Raw genomic sequence first — 16,486 nt, 5'->3', positions numbered from 1 at the left:
CTGTCACGCCTCCCTGGCAGCGGGGAGTCGGCCGGCGGTGGTACGGAAGTCGGGCATGCCGAGGTGGACTGTGGTGTGCCGGACTGCGAGGTCGCGCATGGCGGCGAGCTTCTGCTCGGTGGCGGCGAGGCTGGCCTCGATCGCGGCGACCTCGCCGAGCCATCCCTGTTCCTTGGCCTCCTGGAGCCGGTCGAGCAGGTTCGCATGGATCTCCTCCAGGCGGGGCCTCTGCTCGGGATCGGGTCGCAGGACAGGGCAGCGGATGCAGGCGTGTTCATGGACGCAGGGGGTGCCGAAGTCGCGTGCGCAAACGCCGAGGGCGACCTTCCGCAGCTCGAAGTGGGCGAGGAAGTCCTGCCATTCCTGTGCAGTGGGTTCGCGGTACTCCTCTCCGGGTCGCAGTGACCGGCGGCGGGCGATGAAGGACCGGTGGTGGTTGATGACGTCCTCGGGATAGATCGCGGCATAGCCGAGAGTCGTGTCGGCCATCCGGTGGCCGCAGATGCGGGCGGCGATGTGCGGGGGCAGGCCGGAGCGGAGGGCGTCGGTCACGAAGATTCTCCGGAAGTCGTGCGGCGTGTATCGCAGCTGCTCATCGCCGGGCCCGGTCAGCCCGCTGGCGGCGAGGGCGTCGTTGAGGCAGGTATAGATGTAGTTGCGCGGGATCGCCCGGTCTTCTGGGCCGCAGCGGCGCTGGAAGAGGAAGGGCATCGGTGCACTCCAGAGCCGTTCCAGACTGTCGTAGGCGGAGACCAGGGGCATGGCCTGCTGCCCGCGCCGGACGCGATGGATGATCGCAGTGAGTACCTCGCCGAGCTCTGGTGAGACCAACAGCAGCCGCTCCTGGTCGAGCTTGGACGGGGCGACCTGGAGCATGGGCACGATCTCGCCGGTGGTGGGCAGCCGGTAGGCGACGAAGCTGTGGTGGGTGAGTTCGAGTGCTTCCTCGATGCGCATGCCGGTGTGGCGAAGGACTTCGACGATGGCCCAGGCCCAGAAGGCGCGTTCCTCTTCCACGGTCAGGTCCCGGCGCCGGCTGGTGGCGGGGTCGTCGGCGTACACGCGGGAGGACGCTCCGGCGCGGCGGAGGAGGGTCTCGCCCGCCGGAGTGGTGAACGGGGCTCCGGCCGGGGTCTCCCGTCCGGTGGCGAGACAGGTCTGGGCGTCCTTGAGCTGGCGCTCGACGGCTTTGACCAGGGCCGGGAGTGCGGGCAGCAGGGTGCGGGTTCGCTGGTCCATGGCTGCCTTGCGGCGGGCGCGGTTCTTCTTGTGGTCGGTGTCACTGTCGCGGACCGGGCAGGGTGCCACCCACGGGCCCCAGCGCGTTGGTTCGTCGGCGGCCCAGCGGGCGAGATCTTGGTAGAACGTGCGGACCCAGCTGAACACGGTGTGTGCGTTGACCCGGGGCCGGATGGGGGTGCCGTGCCGGTCACGGACCATGCGGACGCGCTCCCGCCAGGCGGTGACGGTGTCGGCGTTCAGCCGCAGCGAGTCGATGCCCGGGTGGTGTTTCTCCAGGTCGCGCCAGAACAGTCCGGCCAGGGTGCGGGCCATGTCCTCCAGCGTGGTGTAGTCGACGTCCACCGCGCGTTCGGCGAGGTAGTCGACCAGGAGGTCGCGTATCGCGGTGCAGGTGATGCCCTGCCGGTCGACCAGTGCGGCCGGTGTCAGCTGCCCTGGCAGCATCACCGTCTTCAGCCGTGCCGGGGCGTCGGGGCCGAATACGCCGAGGCCCGCGAGGAGCGCGTAGAAGAGGTGCTTGCCGTGGTAGCCGTTGGTCTGGTGCTCGCCGATGGCGTGCTGCAGCTCGACGCAGTCGCCAATGGTGACGTCGCGGACGGTCCCGCCCTTGGAGACCACGATCCAGGTGACGCGGTTGAGTGCGTTGTTGCAGTCGTTGGATCCCGCGTGGCCGGTGGCCGCGTACTGGTGCTTGAGCGCCGCGAAGCCGTCGGGATCGGTGACGCTGCGGATGTGCGCCAGCAGCTGCGAAGGGCGCTGCCGCAGCAGCCACCGGTAGGCGGGGCGTACGACTTGTCCGCCCAGCAGCGGGATCATGCCGCAGCACAGATCGGCGCGGTCGTACTTGCGTGCCCGCTGGCGCTCGGCGAGCCACTGCATCGGCAGCCGCGTCCATTCCCGGCCTGCTTCCTCGGCTCCGCTGGCCATCCAGCGCTCCTGCCAGGTGTGGCCGGGCTGGTCCTCCAGCCAGTCCAGCAGCTTGATCAGGCCGCGGTGCCGTGTGCGCAGGTTGGCGTCGCTGTCCGCGGCGAACGGCAGCGCGAGTGTGCGCTCCAGCACCTGTTCGCGCGGTTCCTCCGTCTGCCACCAGGTCGTCAGCGCTTCGCGTTTCTCCTGGCCGGGAGGCAAAGGGGCGTGACGGGGCGGGGCGGAGGGCCGGGCAGTCACGGTCGCGGTGGTCATGCCGGGCCTCCACCGAATACGGCCGTGCCGAGTAGCGTCTGGAGAACCTCGGAACGGTAGCCCGGGGCGGGCATCACCGGTTTGACGGGCTCCGCAGCTTGCCGGGCGTGGTGGGCCAGCACGTGCGCGACGACCTCGTCCTCGGCTGGTTCGAGGTACTGCTCCGTGGTGCTGATGTGGAGATGGCCAAGGACCCATTGGACGTCGGTGAGCGAGAGCTTGGGATCGCGCACCATGCGTTTGGCCGCGCTGTGCCGCAGGTCATGCAGGGTCCAGTTCGCTCCCAGAGTCTCGTTGGCCCGGGTGAACACCATGCGTGCGGCGTCGTAGCTCAACGGTCTGATCGGGCGTCGGAGGGTCCACCACAGCGGTTCCTCCGGCCCGTCGAGGGCCTGCGGGCGGATCTGCTGCTGGTAGAGACGTAGCCATACGAACGCGTCGCTGGAGGCGGGGATCCATTGCAGGGCCCGGGAGCCCTTGCGGATGACGCCGATCGTCTGGTCACCGGGGCTGACCCGGTCCCGGCTGACGCCGAGGAGTTCCGAGGCGCGCGGGCCGGCCGAGATGTAGAAGGCGACCAGCGCGCGGTCGCGGTGCGAGGGCAGGGCCGCGAACAGTTCATTGAATGCCTGGTCGGGGATGCCGCGCGGGGTTCGCCGGGGCTCCTTGGGCTGGTAGGGGGCCCGGAGGACAGGGTGCTTGAAGGCGTGCATCGGGTTGTGGTGGGCGTTGAGGTGCTCGTCCTCGGAGCGCTTGGTCTTCGGGAACGGGTTGAGCAGCGGACGTCCGTGCATGTCGCGGTGATACTCGTAGAAGCTGCGGACGACTGCCCGCGCGTGCCTCCGGGTGCGTGCCGCGTAGTTCTCGCCCGCGTACCGCTTGCCGGTCACCGAGTTGACCGACCCGGGCGCCGGGGCGTCCGGCCGCCGGGGCCGCGGCGGCTTCTTGACCACCTTCAGCCACAGTGCGAAGTCCCGCGCCTCCGCCCGCCCGGCCCGGTCCCACGGCACGTCGACGGCCCACAGGAACCGGAACCAGGCCAGCAGCTCATACGCATACGAGCGCAGCGAGGCCGGGCTGTCATCGTCGGCGAGCATGTCGAGCAGGAACTCGCTGACTGCCGCCACCTCGATCCCGTCCCGGTCGAGCAGCCGGTACGGCAGGGACGGATCGCCAGTCTCCTCGACCCGGCCGACCCTCGGCACCGTCAGCGCCGTGACGTCCCGTAACTGCATGCTCTCTTGCACCTGAGCCTCCACGAGTTGCTGTGGTCTCCAACAGCTCGTGATGACAGCACATGAGGACGGTGGTGTGGCACGGCCTCGGGGCAAGCGGACCGGCCTGATACTTGGCCCCGTCACGGTGCGTCGATCTCCAAGGGCTCGTCGGCCCGCCCCCCGGTAGTTCGGTCAACAGGTCCTCCATGCCGTCCTGGTAGCGCTGGTAGAGCTGTCCGGCCCGGCCGTGGAAGATCTTCCGGGCGAGGGCGTGGCGGCCTTCCTGGAGGTTGGCCTGCACCTTGATCTGGCGGCGGTAGCCGGGCTCGTCGGCCAGGCGCAGGATGTGCAGGGTCTTCGCGATCCGCCCGTAGTGCGCGATCGCGTCCCCGAGCGGGGTCGGGCGCCCGTCGCGGGACAGCATCCGGATCACGTCGTACGCGCGGACGGCCCCGGTGTGGATGGAGCCGATGATCCGCAGGATGTCCTCCCAGTGCCGCTCGATCCGGGCGAGATCGGCCCGGCCGCGGGCCGCGTCCTGGAACGCGCCGTAGTCGGCCGTACGGTCGATCCGCCACATCTTCTGGTCCGGCAGGTCCGCGAGCTGCGGCGCGTAGGCGAACCCGGCCAGGGTCAGGAGCCCGAAGACGATGTCGCTGTACGACGCGGTGTCGGTGACGATCATGTCCGGACGGCGGCCGCCGTCCCGGTCGTAGAGCACGTCCAGCACGTAGAGGGAGTCGCGCGGGGTGCCGGCCACGACCTTCCCGCCCAGCCCGGCCGCCTGGTCGTTGATCATGTTCAGCCACGTCGCGCCGCCCCGGCGCCCGAAGAACCGGGGATTCGGCCGGGCGTACACCGACTGCACCGGCACGACGAACCGCATCCCGTCCACCGACGCGACCAGACCGCCGCCCCACGCCGCGGCGAGGCCGATCGCGGCCTGGGCCTCGATGAGGGTGGCGTTCGCGGCCCGGTACGTGGCGAGCCGCAGATACGTCTGGTCCACGTGGGACAGCCGCCCGTACTTCAGCGCGTCCACGCCGCCGATGACGGGGGTGTAGCCGACGTTGCAGCCGTGGGCGACCAGCAGCCCGGCAATCGTGACGTTCAGGTCCCGCAGGCGGGCCTCGCCGCCGGTGACCGAGGTGAACGCCTGGTCCGCGCCGGTCCAGGAGAACACCTCCAACAGCACCTCCGGCAGATCCACGCGGGGCAGCATCGCGTTCACCGCGGCCCGCAGGTCGAGCAGCGAGGCCGGTTCGGGCTCCGGCTCCAGGGCGGCGAAGTGCAGCCGGCCGTCGTCGCCGAACACGATCTGCGCGTTGTCCGGCACCCGGCCGGCGACCTCCCGGTAGGTGCCGTCCAGCAGCGCGGCCCGCGCGGCCAGATGCTCACCCGCCTCCGCCGGGAGGCCGAGGGACGCGAGCACGGTGGGCCTGGCCTGCTCCCACGCCTCACCGGCCAGGAGCTTCGCCCGCGGGTCGCCCCACTTCGAGGAGTTCTTCGCGAACACCTGCTTGCTCCGCAGCATCCGGTGGACATGCTCCAGCACGCAGAACGTGTACGCCTTCCAGTCCACCGTGCCCGGCTCCAGGTGCGGCGCCGCCAGCACCAGCCGCCGCCACGACCCGGCCAGCAGGCCGGTGTCGATCTCGGCGGGGCCGACCTTCTTGCGCCCCATCAGGTCCGGCAGCGTCTTCAGCGCGGCCAGCACCGGCTCGCCCTCCGGCGTCGCGTCGAAGTCCACCACCTTCACCAGCAGCTTCAGGAACGGCCGCACCGTGCCGAACCGGGTGACCAGCATGGACCGCCACGCCTCGTCCGCGTCCGAGTCGAGCGGCGGCGTCAGCTCGAACAGCGCGGCGATCGCGGCAGCCAGCTCCTGGCGGGGCACCACCGCCTCGATCTGCTCCCACATCGCCTGGAAGGTCTCCACCGAGGGCGGACTGATCTCGCCGGTGTCGGTGTCGACCTGCTCGCTCGTGGTCTCGAAGACGACCTGGAACGCGGTCGCCAGCTTCGCTCCCGCCCGCTCCACCCTCGGCAGCGTCCTGATCTTCTCCTTCACCGTCTCCCGCTCGGCCTTCGCCAGCAGCTTCGTGGCGATCAGCACCTCCAGCAGGTCCAGCGCGTCGTCCACGGCCCGGGTCGTCAAGTACACCGCGGTGGCCAGCAGCGTCGCCAGCCGCCGGGAATCACCGTGCCGCTTGAGCAGCGTCGCCTTGCCGTCCACCCCGTACCGCGACAGCTCCGCCAGCCTGCGCGGCGGTATCCCGGCGACGTCCAGCGCACCCATCCCCAGATCGGCGATCTCCTCCGCCCGCTGAAGCGACCACTTCATCTGCGGCCCCGACACCCGCACCGGGCCCCGGCGCAGCCGGTCCAGCTCGGAGACCCGCGCCCCGGGCGGCACGGTCAGCAGCGAGTCGAGCACCGCCCGCTGGCCGGTGTTCAGCAGCCCGTACAAGGTGTCCCACAACCGCTGGTTCGCCGCCTCCCGCACCGAGCCCACCAACCGGGCCAGACGGCTCGCACCCGGCAGCAGCACCCGCCCCTCGCGCAACCACCCGGCCGCCGCGTCGAACAACGCCTTCGGCCCGTCCCCCGTCGTCCACGCCCGCGCGTCCAGCCAGCCCGTCAGCTCCTCCCGGACCTCCGCGAAGTCCCGCCAGCCCCCGGCCTCCTGGATCTCCCCTGCATGCGTACGGGCCGTGCCGTCCCGCTCGCCGTACAGCTTCAGACACGAGGCGTCCGCGATCTCCAACTGCCCGGCCAGATGCTCCGCCACCTCGACCGGCACCTGCCGGGGGTCCGGCATAAACCGGCCCAGGAACCGCACGCTCGTCAGCTGGACCGCGAACCCGAGCCGGTTGTGAGCCCGCCGCTTGGCCTGCACCGCCTCCCGGTCCGCGTCGTCCAGGAAGAAGTACCGCTCCAGTTCCGCCCGCGAGGGCACCTCATGGAACGACCCGTACCGGGCCGCTTGCTCATCCGTCAGGAACTCGACCGCCACAACAACACTCCGAAGATCGACAACAGCGACCCACGAAGACTCCGACGCTCAATCAGTGCAGGTGCAGGGCAAAGCGCCAATCGGCCCAGCGACCCCTTAGCGCACGATCTGACATGGATGTTCCTCAACCCCCAAGTCCTGGTGCAGCGCCGCACGTTAGAGGCTATTTCGTGTAGATAGCCAGCGGTACTAGTAGCGATGATGATGGCTGCTGGTATGCGCCTGCGGCAGGCTCCACGAAGCGGGCGAGCGCCCGCGGTCGGCTGCCGGACCGCGCAAGTGGCCCTAGCGGGACTGTTGTTCGCGTTGTGCCGCGCTACGCAAGGTGGGAGTACCGTTCTGAAGGCCGCGGACGGAACGGAGCCCGACATGCACTTTCCTGTCACTGATCACATCGGTACCCGGGTACGTATCGCCCGGAACGCCGCCGGATTCTCCCAGGTCCAACTCGCGGATTTCCTGGGTCGGACCGAGTCGTGGATGGCGAATGTCGAGTCCGGGCGTCAGCCGCTCGACCGGTACTCCGTCATCACCGCCATCGCACATCAATGCGATGTGGATGTGGTGTGGCTGCTCGGCCAGCCGTTTCGGCTCCGGCGCGGCGGCGGGTCCCTGGCCCATGCGCATATCCCCGCACTCCGTACGGGGCTGCGGCGCGCTTCGCTCATCCTTTCGGGGCACCCCGGTCTCACCCCGCAGGGCGCGCCCCCGGCCGATGCCGTGATGGACGCCAACGCCGCCGCTTCCAACCGGGAACGGCAGGCGGCGGACCTGCCCGCCCTCGCGACCCGGCTGCCGGTCATGATCGAGGACCTGAACACGGCACTCCTGATGGCGGAAGGGGCCGCCCGGGCGGATGCGCTCCGACGGCTGGTCGACGCCGCGCGTACGGCTCGGATGTGCCTCAACCAGTTGGGATACCCGGATCTGGCCTGGGCTGCGGCAGAGGTAGCCGCCGGAGCCGCCACCCTGCTCGATGACCCGCTGGTGAAGGCGGCCGTGGCCTGGGATCGCTGCGGGGCCCTGCTGCACCAGGCGTCCCTTCAGGACACCGTCGTCGTCGCCGAGGCCGCTTTGCGGGACCTGGAGCCCATCGCGTCGGCGACCCACGCGCCGGCCGAGGCGCTGTCCCTGCGGGGCGCCCTGCATCTGCGGTGTGCCATCGCCTTCGCCCGCGGCGCCGACGGCCCGGACGCGTGGGCCCGGATCTCCGCCGCCCTGGAGGACGCCGACCGGCTCGGCCCCGGCTACTACGACCTGCGCTCCCAGACCGTCTTCGGCCGGGGCACGGTGGCGGTGCACGCGGCCGAAGCCGGTGTCGAGGTCGACCAGCCGGACACGGGCCTCCGCAGGGTGCCGGAGTTCGACATCAGCACGGTGCCGAGCAAGGAGCGCCGGGTCCACTACCGGATCGACGAGGCCAGGGCGCTGCACCGGATGGGGCGCAGCGCTTCGGCGGTGCTGAAACTGAGGGAGGCCGCGAAGGACGCGCCCGCCTATGTATTCGGCGACCCCATGGCCCGGGCCGCAGTCGCGGATATGGCTATGAAAGGCGTACCGACCCAGGCATCCCAGCTTTCTTTCCTGGTCCGCAATATGGAACTTGTGTACTGAATGGCTGGTCGGCGCATACGCCGTAACACCCCCTAGATTTTCTAGGGGGTGTCGCCGTTTCCCTGGGCCACTCTCGGAGCTGTCACCCTCCGTATTCGAGCGATCATTTCAGGGGAGCGGCCATGGGGCCGATCAACACCAGCGTTCCGGAACGCGCTTCGCGGACCTACCGCGAACTCCTCGGCTGGCCCGTGACGACGGGACACCGCTACCGACCCCGGTCCGGCTGTACCTGCGGCGAACCGGGCTGCTCCACTCCCGGCGCCCATCCGCGACGGGAAGTCGCGGTGCTCACCGGTGACGAAGTCGCCCTCGGCGGTGCTCTCATCGCTGCCACGAGGTACTTCGACGCATTGGTGATGCCGAAGGAGACGGGACTCGCCACGCTGGCGGCCCTGGGCGAGGCCGTGGTGGTGCCGTGTGTGGTCGACGAGACTCGTGCGGTGCTCCTGGTCCGTGCCGCGACAGGGCAGCACGCCTTGGAGAACGGGTTGCTGCCCACCGTCGAACTGCGTACGGGACCCACCGGCTGGATCGCCCTTCCGCCGTCCCACCGGACCCGCTGGGACACCCCGCCGTGGCACGACCGGACCGGGCACCCGGTTCTGCTGCCGCACGGTCAGGAGATCCGGAGCCATCTGCTCGAAGCCCTGGGCCATGGACGGCATGCCGGTGCGATGAGCGACGTCTGCGGTCCGGTGCTGGGCGGGTTTCCGGAGTACTGCGTGTACTGCGAGCGGTTGGTGGAGCGGACCGAGGAGACCTTGTTGATGCTGGGGTTCTCGGCGTCCGGGGCCCGGCCGTCCCTCTATGCGCATCCGGAGTGTCCGAAGCCGCGTCAGCTCGCCCCGAAGCGGGCCCGGCGGGCCTGATGGCTCCCGGGTTCGGTGGCCCCACGCCCCGGGCCCGGGAACGGGTCCCGGCTCCGTACAACCCATCCCCCGCGGCACGGGGCCGGGACCACCCACACAAAACCAAGACGCCCCGACCGACCGTGTCCAGCGGTCCATCGGGGCTCAACCGACCAGCCCTCCGAAGGAGCTGATCTGTCGTATGCGTGACCTTATCCTCAGCCTGATTACCCTCGTACGGGCTTTACTCAAGCCGCGCCGAAGCCGCCACACGGTGATCGTGATCGTCCCGCCGTCCCGGACCGATCCGTGGGTCCGGCCCTGGACCAGCCCCTCCCAGGACGAAGCCCGGGAGATCCTGCGCCTACGGTCCACCGCCACACGCACCGGAACCCCCGCCCCACCCCAAGCCCGCAGGCTCATCGTCGCCCGCGACGGGCTCCACTTCGAACAGCCCGTCGCCGTACGAGCAGCCCGGCCCGGACCGGCCTGGACGTGGATCCGGTGACCCGGGACGGGCTCCTCACCAGACCGCCGGAGCCCGTCACCGCCCAATGCGATGTCTGCCGGAGAACCACCACCGCACCCGTCGAAGTCCACCCCGGACACGTCACCTGCCCCGACCACATCCTCGACGCCATGACATCTCCGGCTCAGGCCCACCGGGCCTGTCAGTGGGCGGAGTTACCGTGCCCGTATGACATCTGAACCCTCCCCGTCCGGCGACTGGGATCGGCAGCTCGGCGACGCTTTCGCCGTCGTACTCGGCCGTCCCCTGGACGCGTACGACGACGCCGTCTACGCCGCCTCGATCAACGGCAACTTCATGGACGAGGTCGGGTTCCTGCGGGATCCCGCCTGGGTCCGGGCCGCCGCGCTCCGGGGGGACGAGCCCGTCGTCTGGCATGTGTTCGACGAGTCCCCGCGGCCGTCGGTGTTCGACGCGAGCGGGTCGGTCTTCGAACTCCACCGGCCCGAGGGCGCGGAGAGCCCGCTGCCCGGGGAGTTCGCCGACGCCGTCGCCGAGGTCGCCTTCGAACCGGGGCTCGTCCGGGGGGCCGATCTCGCGTCGCTCGTGGAGCGGTACGGCGTCGCTCTCGACGACCCCGCCTTCGCCGGGACCTGGACCGTCTACTTCCCCCGGCTCGTCTCCGACGGCACCCTCGTCGACGCGCTGCGCGCCGCCCTCGGCATCGGCCGGACGCCCGAGGAGCTGATGGATACCGCGATCGAGGCGGACGAGGAGTGGGCGGAGGAGCTGGCCGCGATCGCCCACCCCGGGCTCCGGACCCATCTCGGCTTCTTCTTCTCCGACGGCGACTCGGGCATGGTGCCCCTCTTCGACGACACCGACGCCGGCGGTCTGGAGACCAGCGGCTGCGAACCGGTCGCGGGCTTCGAGGACGGGCACGGGCAGGTGGACATCCGGATCGTCCGGCTGAGCGACCGCGTCGCCGGGCGGGCCGCCGGAGCCGTGTCCGCTAAGCCGTCTTGACCCCGCCGCCGTCGATACGGTGGTCCGCGCCCGTCGTCGCGGCGGCGAGCGGGGAGGCGAGGTAGGTGATGAGCGTCGCGACCTCCGCCGGGTCGATCAGGCGGTCGATCAGCATGCCCGTCGCCGCCGGGAGCGCGGCCAGCAGTTCGGGCTGGGGGACGCCCATCGCCGCCGCCAGGTCGGCGCCGTAGCCCGTGGGGCTTTCCCAGAGGTCGGTGCGGACCGCGCCCGGTGAGACCGTGTTGACCCGGACTCCCCGGGCGCCGAACTCGTCCGCGATCGCCTTGCCGAAGGCCGTGAGCGCGGCCTTGGCCGTCGTATAGGCGATGGGGCCGCCGGAGGGGACGCGGGCGCCGATCGAGGAGACGTTGACGATCGCGCCGCGTGCGGTCAGCAGGGCCGGGAGGGCGGCGCGGGTGACGCGGACCGAGGCGAGGAAGTTGAGGTCCACGACCTCCGCCCACTGCGCGTCCGTGGTGTCGAGGAAGCCGCCCGCGCCGCCGCTGTCGCCGCCGCCGACGTTGTTGACCAGGATGTCGAGTCCGCCCAGTTCGGCGATGGCCGACGCGACCAGGTGGTCGGCGGCGGCCGGGTCCGAGAGGTCGGCCGCGATCGGGACCGCCCCCGTCGCGGTCACCTCGGGGCCGGGCCTGCGGGCCGCCGCGACGACGCGGACACCCTCCGCCGTCAGGGCCCGGACGGTGGCCAGTCCGATGCCCCGGCTGGCGCCCGTGACGAGCGCCGTCTTGCCGTTCAGTCGCAGATCCATGGAGTTCCCCCTTGCTCGATGCGTCTCTGATGACGCCATCAAGCTAGAACATGCATCATTGATGTTGCACGTTATTGATGAGTTGCCGCACTGGCGTAACCTCGGGTTTGTCGTCCCCTCACCGGTAAGGACCCTCATGGCGCCGTCCACCCCCGCGCAGCCCAAGCCGATGCGCGCCGACACCGAGCGGACCGTACGGACGATCCTGGAGGCCGCCGAGCGGGTGCTGTCCGCCAATCCGGCGGCCACGATGGAGCAGATCGCCGAGGCCGCCGGGGTCGCCAGGACCACCGTGCACCGGCGGTTCGCCTCCCGGGACGCGCTGATCGCGGCCCTCGCCGCCTGGGCCACCGGGCGGCTGTACGAGGCCGTCGAGGCGGCCCGCCCCGACACCACCCCGCCCGCCGTCGCCCTCTACCAGGTCACCGCGAACGTGCTCCGGGTGAAGCTCGGCTGGGGCTTCGCCATGGGTGCCCTGCCCACCGACGCGCCCGAAGTCGCCCGGGTGCACGCCCAGGTACTCGCCGCCTGCGAACGGCTCTTCACCCGCGCCCGGGACGCCGGACTGCTCCCGGCCGACGCCGATCTCGACTGGGCCCGCCGGGTCTACTACGCCCTCCTCCACGAAGCCATCGCCGAAGCCCCGGAGGGCGATACCGCCGTGGACGCCCTCGCCGGCCGGGTGGTCGACACCCTGCTGCACGGCGTCGGCGGCCGGAGCTGATTCACGCCCGGGGGCTCACAGCTCCCGTTCCGGCCAGTCCAGCAGCCGCGCCCCGATGACCGCCGTCTGAAGTGTGTAGCGGTGCACCGGATCGCCCGGGTCCGCGCCCGTCAGCTTGTGGATCCGGTCCAGCCGGTACGTCATCGCCCGTACGCTCAACGACAGCCGCCGGGCCGCCTCCGCCGCCACGCACCCCGTGTCGAAGTAGGCCGCGAGCGTGTCCACCAGGGGCCGCGCGCCGCCCCGGGCCGAGCGCAGCGGGCCCAGGACCGTACGGACCAGGTCCGCCATCGCCTGCCGGTCCCTGGTCAGTACCGGATAGACCAGCAGATCCGCCGCGTGCAGCACGGGCGCGTCCAGGTCCATCCGGGTCGCCAGGTCGAGCGCGTTGAGTGCCTCCTCGTACGACTGCACGACACCCCCCGGGCCCGGATGCGCCCGGCCGATCGCGATCCGGCCGCCGTCGGTCGCCGCGTACGCCTGCTTGGCGAAGAACTTCGGCACCTCCGGCTGGTCCCCGGGCGCCACGCAGATCAGCCGGCCGTCCTTGGTGGTCAGCAGGATGTGCCGGTCCCCGAACCGGGCCACCAGCGCCGCCTCGATCCCGCGGGTCGTCGGATAGCCGTCGTCGTACGGCTCCGGGCCCTCCGCGACCGCGACCGCGTGCGCCTGCGACAGCAGCAGCCCGAAGCGCTCCGCCCGGGCCGCCAGCCGCCCCAGATCGCTCCGCCCGTACAGCAGATCGTCGATGAACTCCCGGCGGGCCGCCTCCTGCCGCCGGACCGCGAGCCGTTGGGCCCGCTCATGGCCCTCCGCGAAGGCGTCTACCGCCTCCGCGACCACGGACAGCAGATGGTCCGCCCGGGCCCGGGGCAGTCCGGCGCGTACCGACTCCGCCTCCGCGAGCTGCTGCCGGACCAGCTCCCGCAGACCGATACCGGACTCCGCCGCCCGCTCGCCGCCGTCCCGCAGCGACTCCCGTTCGTCCCGGGTCAGCCGCCGACCACTCATACACGCATCGGCCAATATCAGGGCATATACGTCGAGTCGCTCGTCCAGCATCCGCCCGGCTCCCCCTCCGCTGTCGTTCACCGGCATTAAGGAAGCGTAAAGACTGCCGGTCGACGGCAGTGCGGAGGGGCACATTCCCCCGGCATGATGTCCTCCGTTGGCCGGGAACGGGAAACGACGGAGACCGGAGAGGAGGGGACCGGATTGGACGACTTCCTGGTGGCGACCACCGCCTTCCCCACCCTGCTCCTCACCGCCGCGCTCACCGTCGTCCTCGGGTTCTGGCTGCTGGTCCTCACCGGACTCATCGGCCACGACGACCTCGATACCGATATCGCGATGCCCGTCATCGGGCTGCGCGGCGTCCCCGTCTCCGTCTCGGCCTCCCTCATCATCGCCATCGGCTGGTTCATCAGCCTCACCTGCACCGCCCTCTTCCCCGGTATCGGACCGCTCCGGGGCCTGCTCGTCCTCGCCGCCGCGCTGATCGGCGCCTACGAACTGACCCGGCTGATCATCCGCCCCCTGGCGAAGCTCTTCCCCGACGAACCCGGGCCGTCCCGGCAGGACTTCATCGGCCTGACCTGCGTCATCCGTACCGGACGGGTCGACGCGCGGTTCGGCCAGGCCGAGGTCACCGCCCGGGACGGCTCCACGGCCGTCGTCCAGGTCCGCCAGTCCGCCGACGACTCCTACGCGCTCACCCACGGCAGCACCGGGCTGCTGTACGCGTACGACGAGTCCGGCGAGTTCTTCTGGGTCGCACCCGCCTGAGCCCGTTCCGTACGGCTCGCGGGCGGACCCCTCCGCCTCGAAACACCCGGGATACCCATGGATGCCATCACCACGGGCGCCGCGCTCCTCGTCGTCGTCCTCCTGATCCTCGCCGTCGCGATCGTCCTCGTCCTCGGCCGCCTCTTCCGCAAGGTCGAACAAGGCAAAGCCCTGATCGTCTCCAAAATGAGAAAGGTCGATGTCACCTTCACCGGTCAGGTCGTCCTGCCCGTCCTCCACAAAGCCGAGGTCATGGACATCTCGGTGAAGACCATCGAGATCTCCCGGACCGGCCGCGACGGACTGATCTGCCGCGACAACATCCGCGCCGACATCCGGATCTCGTTCTTCGTCCGCGTCAACAAGACCGTCGAGGACGTCGTCAAGGTCGCCCAGGCCATCGGCACCGCCCGCGCCAGCGACCAGGCCACCCTCCAGGAACTCTTCAACGCCAAGTTCTCCGAGGCCCTGAAAACCGTCGGCAAGCAACTCGACTTCACCGACCTCTACACCAAGCGCGACGAATTCCGCGACCGGATCATCCAGGTCATCGGCACCGACCTCAACGGCTACAGCCTCGAAGACGCCGCCATCGACTATCTGGAGCAGACCCCGCTCGCCCAGCTCGACCGGGACAACATCCTCGACGCCCAGGGCATCCGGAAGATCACCGAACTGACCGCCGTCGAACACGTCCGCACCAACGAGTTCCAGCGGGACGAGGAGAAGGAGATCACCCGCCAGAACGTCGACGCCCGCGAGGCCATCCTCGAACTCGAACGCCGCCAGGCCGACGCCGAGATCCGGCAGCGCCGCGAGATCGACACCGTACGGGCCCGCGAGGAGGCCGAGACCGCCCGCGTCGTGGAAGAGGAGCGGCTTCGCGCGCAGACCGCGTTCCTCAAGACCGAGGAAATGCTCGGCGTCCAGCGGGAGAACCAGAACCGCGAAGTCGCCGTCGCCGCGAAGAACCGCGAACGCGTCATCGCCGTCGAGAGCGAGCGGATCGAGAAGGACCGCCTGCTGGAAGTCATCGCCCGCGAACGGGAGACCGAACTCACCCGGATCGCCGCCGAGAAGGAGCTGGAGGCCGAGCGCCGCGACATCGCCGAAGTCATCCGCGAGCGGGTCGCCGTGGACCGTACCGTCGCCGAACAGGAGGAGTCCATCAAGCGGCTGCGGGCCGTCGAAGAAGCCGAGCGGGACCGGCAGGCCGTCGTCATCGCGGCCGAGGGCGCCGCACAGGAGAAGCTCGTACGGGACATCAAGGCCGCGGAAGCCGCCGAGCAGGCGGCCGTCCACCGCGCCGCCGAGGAACTGACCCTCGCCGAAGCCCGCAACAAGGCCGCCGACCTCGACGCCCGCGCCAAGATCCGCCTCGCCGACGGCGTACGCGCCGAAGCCGCCGCCGAGGGCCTCGCGGCGGTCGCCGTCCGCGAGAAGGAGGCCGACGCCGTCGAGAAGGCTGGCCGCGCGGAAGCCGTCGCCATGGCCGAACGCCTCAAGGCCGAAGCCGACGGCATACGCGACCGGATGGCCGCGGAGGCCGCCGGTCTGACGGAGAAGGCCGCCGCGATGGCCGCGCTCGACGAGGCGTCCCGCACCCACGAGGAGTACCGGCTCCGGCTGGAGGCCGAGAAGGACATCCGGCTGGCCGGACTGGAGGCGCAGCAGAAGGTCGCGGAGGCGCAGGCGCTCATCATCTCCACCGGCCTGGAGCACGCCGACATCGACATCGTCGGCGGGGACTCCGTCTTCTTCGACCGGCTGGTCGGAGCGGTGTCCCTCGGCAAGGGCGTCGACGGATTCGTCGAGAACTCGTCGACGGTGCAGCGGCTCGCCGAGCCGTGGCTGGACGGCTCCGCGTCCTTCCCGGAGGACCTGAAGTCCCTGCTGGGGTCCGTCTCCACGGGGGACGTCCAGAACCTGACGGTGTCGGCGTTCCTGACGAAGCTGATGCGTGACGGGAGCGGGGACGCCCGCCTCAAGGAGCTCTTGGCGGCGGCCCGCGACGCGGGCCTCGCGGATGTGCCCCTGACGTCCCTCAACGGCACGCCGTCTCTTTGACACCGGCCCCGTCCGGGCCGCGCCCCAGCTCTCGGGGCGCGGCCCCGACAACCCGGGCCGCGCCCGGCGCGGTTCGGTCCTCCGGAGCACCGCTCAAAATCCCGGGAACCGCCCGGCTGCTGAAGCGTGTACGCGGTCTGCGGACCGTGGCTGGCTGGTCGCGCAGTTCCGCCCCCTATGCCTTCGGCAATGGGGGGACCCCCAGCGCCTTGGCTCTCCAGAGCACCGCTGAAAATCCCGGGAACCGCCCGGCTGCTGGAGCTTGTACGCGGTCTGCGGACCGTGGCTGGCTGGTCGCGCAGTTCCCCGCGCCCCTAAATGCCCTCCCAGGCGCCGCCCCTGGAAAAAGGGGGGGCCGTCTCGCTGGGAGGGCGGTGAGAAGGGCAACCAGGGGCGCGGGGAACTGCGAGACAAGCCACGGGCGGGCTGCGGACCGCTGACAACGCCAGGTCGCCGGACGCGGGCACGGGGGGCCGGGGAGGGCGCAGGACCAAAGACTTCGCGGCTGCCGCCAGGGGGGACGG

At 70.8% G+C, this 16,486-nt stretch carries 11 protein-coding genes and 1 pseudogene; 7 read left to right on the top strand and 5 right to left on the bottom strand.

The window, feature by feature from the left end:
- Positions 1 to 3 precede the first annotated feature (3 nt).
- The 3 genes and pseudogenes from AB0G74_RS10875 to AB0G74_RS10865 form a co-directional block, all read right to left on the bottom strand.
- A complete protein-coding gene (locus tag AB0G74_RS10875) occupies positions 4 to 2,424 on the bottom strand; it encodes a site-specific integrase (RefSeq protein ID WP_361143255.1) in 2,421 nt (806 codons plus the stop codon).
- The gene (locus tag AB0G74_RS10870; RefSeq protein WP_361143252.1) at positions 2,421 to 3,659 is read right to left on the bottom strand and encodes a site-specific integrase; all 1,239 of its coding nucleotides are present in this window, start codon (positions 3,657 to 3,659) and stop codon (positions 2,421 to 2,423) included. Before AB0G74_RS10870 ends, AB0G74_RS10875 begins: the two co-directional genes overlap by 4 nt.
- A gap of 181 nt (positions 3,660 to 3,840) precedes the next feature.
- Positions 3,841 to 6,657, bottom strand: a pseudogene (locus tag AB0G74_RS10865) (Tn3 family transposase); the annotation flags it as partial.
- A 369-nt stretch (positions 6,658 to 7,026) separates the two neighbouring features.
- Here AB0G74_RS10865 and AB0G74_RS10860 point away from each other — a divergent pair.
- The 4 genes from AB0G74_RS10860 to AB0G74_RS10845 all read left to right on the top strand — a co-directional run bounded on the left by AB0G74_RS10860 (position 7,027) and on the right by AB0G74_RS10845 (position 10,617).
- Positions 7,027 to 8,271 (top strand): helix-turn-helix domain-containing protein, encoded by a 1,245-nt coding sequence (locus tag AB0G74_RS10860; protein ID WP_361143250.1) that lies wholly within the window; start codon positions 7,027 to 7,029, stop codon positions 8,269 to 8,271.
- A gap of 122 nt (positions 8,272 to 8,393) precedes the next feature.
- Positions 8,394 to 9,143: a hypothetical protein gene (locus tag AB0G74_RS10855; RefSeq protein WP_361143247.1), complete on the top strand. Its 750-nt coding sequence runs from the start codon at positions 8,394 to 8,396 to the stop codon at positions 9,141 to 9,143.
- Positions 9,144 to 9,324: 181 nt separating this feature from the next.
- Positions 9,325 to 9,630, top strand: a complete 306-nt coding sequence (locus AB0G74_RS10850) for a hypothetical protein (RefSeq protein WP_361143244.1) — start codon at positions 9,325 to 9,327, stop codon at positions 9,628 to 9,630.
- Positions 9,631 to 9,819: 189 nt separating this feature from the next.
- A complete protein-coding gene (locus AB0G74_RS10845) occupies positions 9,820 to 10,617 on the top strand; it encodes a hypothetical protein (RefSeq protein WP_361143242.1) in 798 nt (265 codons plus the stop codon).
- Here the strand turns inward: AB0G74_RS10845 and AB0G74_RS10840 are convergent.
- The gene (locus tag AB0G74_RS10840) at positions 10,604 to 11,386 is read right to left on the bottom strand and encodes an SDR family oxidoreductase (RefSeq protein ID WP_361143239.1); all 783 of its coding nucleotides are present in this window, start codon (positions 11,384 to 11,386) and stop codon (positions 10,604 to 10,606) included. The two genes, AB0G74_RS10845 and AB0G74_RS10840, sit on opposite strands and share 14 nt — an antisense overlap.
- Before the next feature lie 136 nt (positions 11,387 to 11,522).
- Here AB0G74_RS10840 and AB0G74_RS10835 point away from each other — a divergent pair, with 136 nt between their 5' ends.
- The gene (locus tag AB0G74_RS10835; protein ID WP_361143236.1) at positions 11,523 to 12,110 is read left to right on the top strand and encodes a TetR/AcrR family transcriptional regulator; all 588 of its coding nucleotides are present in this window, start codon (positions 11,523 to 11,525) and stop codon (positions 12,108 to 12,110) included.
- Between the two features lie 15 nt (positions 12,111 to 12,125).
- Here AB0G74_RS10835 and AB0G74_RS10830 read toward each other — a convergent pair whose 3' ends face one another.
- Positions 12,126 to 13,172, bottom strand: coding sequence for a helix-turn-helix domain-containing protein (locus tag AB0G74_RS10830; RefSeq protein WP_361143483.1), 1,047 nt, complete (start codon positions 13,170 to 13,172; stop codon positions 12,126 to 12,128).
- A gap of 153 nt (positions 13,173 to 13,325) precedes the next feature.
- On the opposite strand from AB0G74_RS10830, the gene AB0G74_RS10825 reads away from it, so the two are divergent.
- Positions 13,326 to 13,895 carry a hypothetical protein gene (locus tag AB0G74_RS10825; protein ID WP_361143480.1) on the top strand — a complete coding sequence of 190 codons (570 nt, stop codon included), beginning with the start codon at positions 13,326 to 13,328 and terminating at the stop codon, positions 13,893 to 13,895.
- Positions 13,896 to 13,952: 57 nt separating this feature from the next.
- The gene (locus AB0G74_RS10820; RefSeq protein WP_361143233.1) at positions 13,953 to 15,962 is read left to right on the top strand and encodes a flotillin family protein; all 2,010 of its coding nucleotides are present in this window, start codon (positions 13,953 to 13,955) and stop codon (positions 15,960 to 15,962) included.
- Positions 15,963 to 16,486: the final 524 nt, after the last annotated feature.

This window comes from Streptomyces sp. NPDC020875 (assembly GCF_040641415.1).
GTDB lineage: Bacteria > Actinomycetota > Actinomycetes > Streptomycetales > Streptomycetaceae > Streptomyces.
The sequence above is the reverse complement of the archived record's forward strand: the minus strand, read 5'-3'. Positions and strand labels throughout refer to the sequence as shown.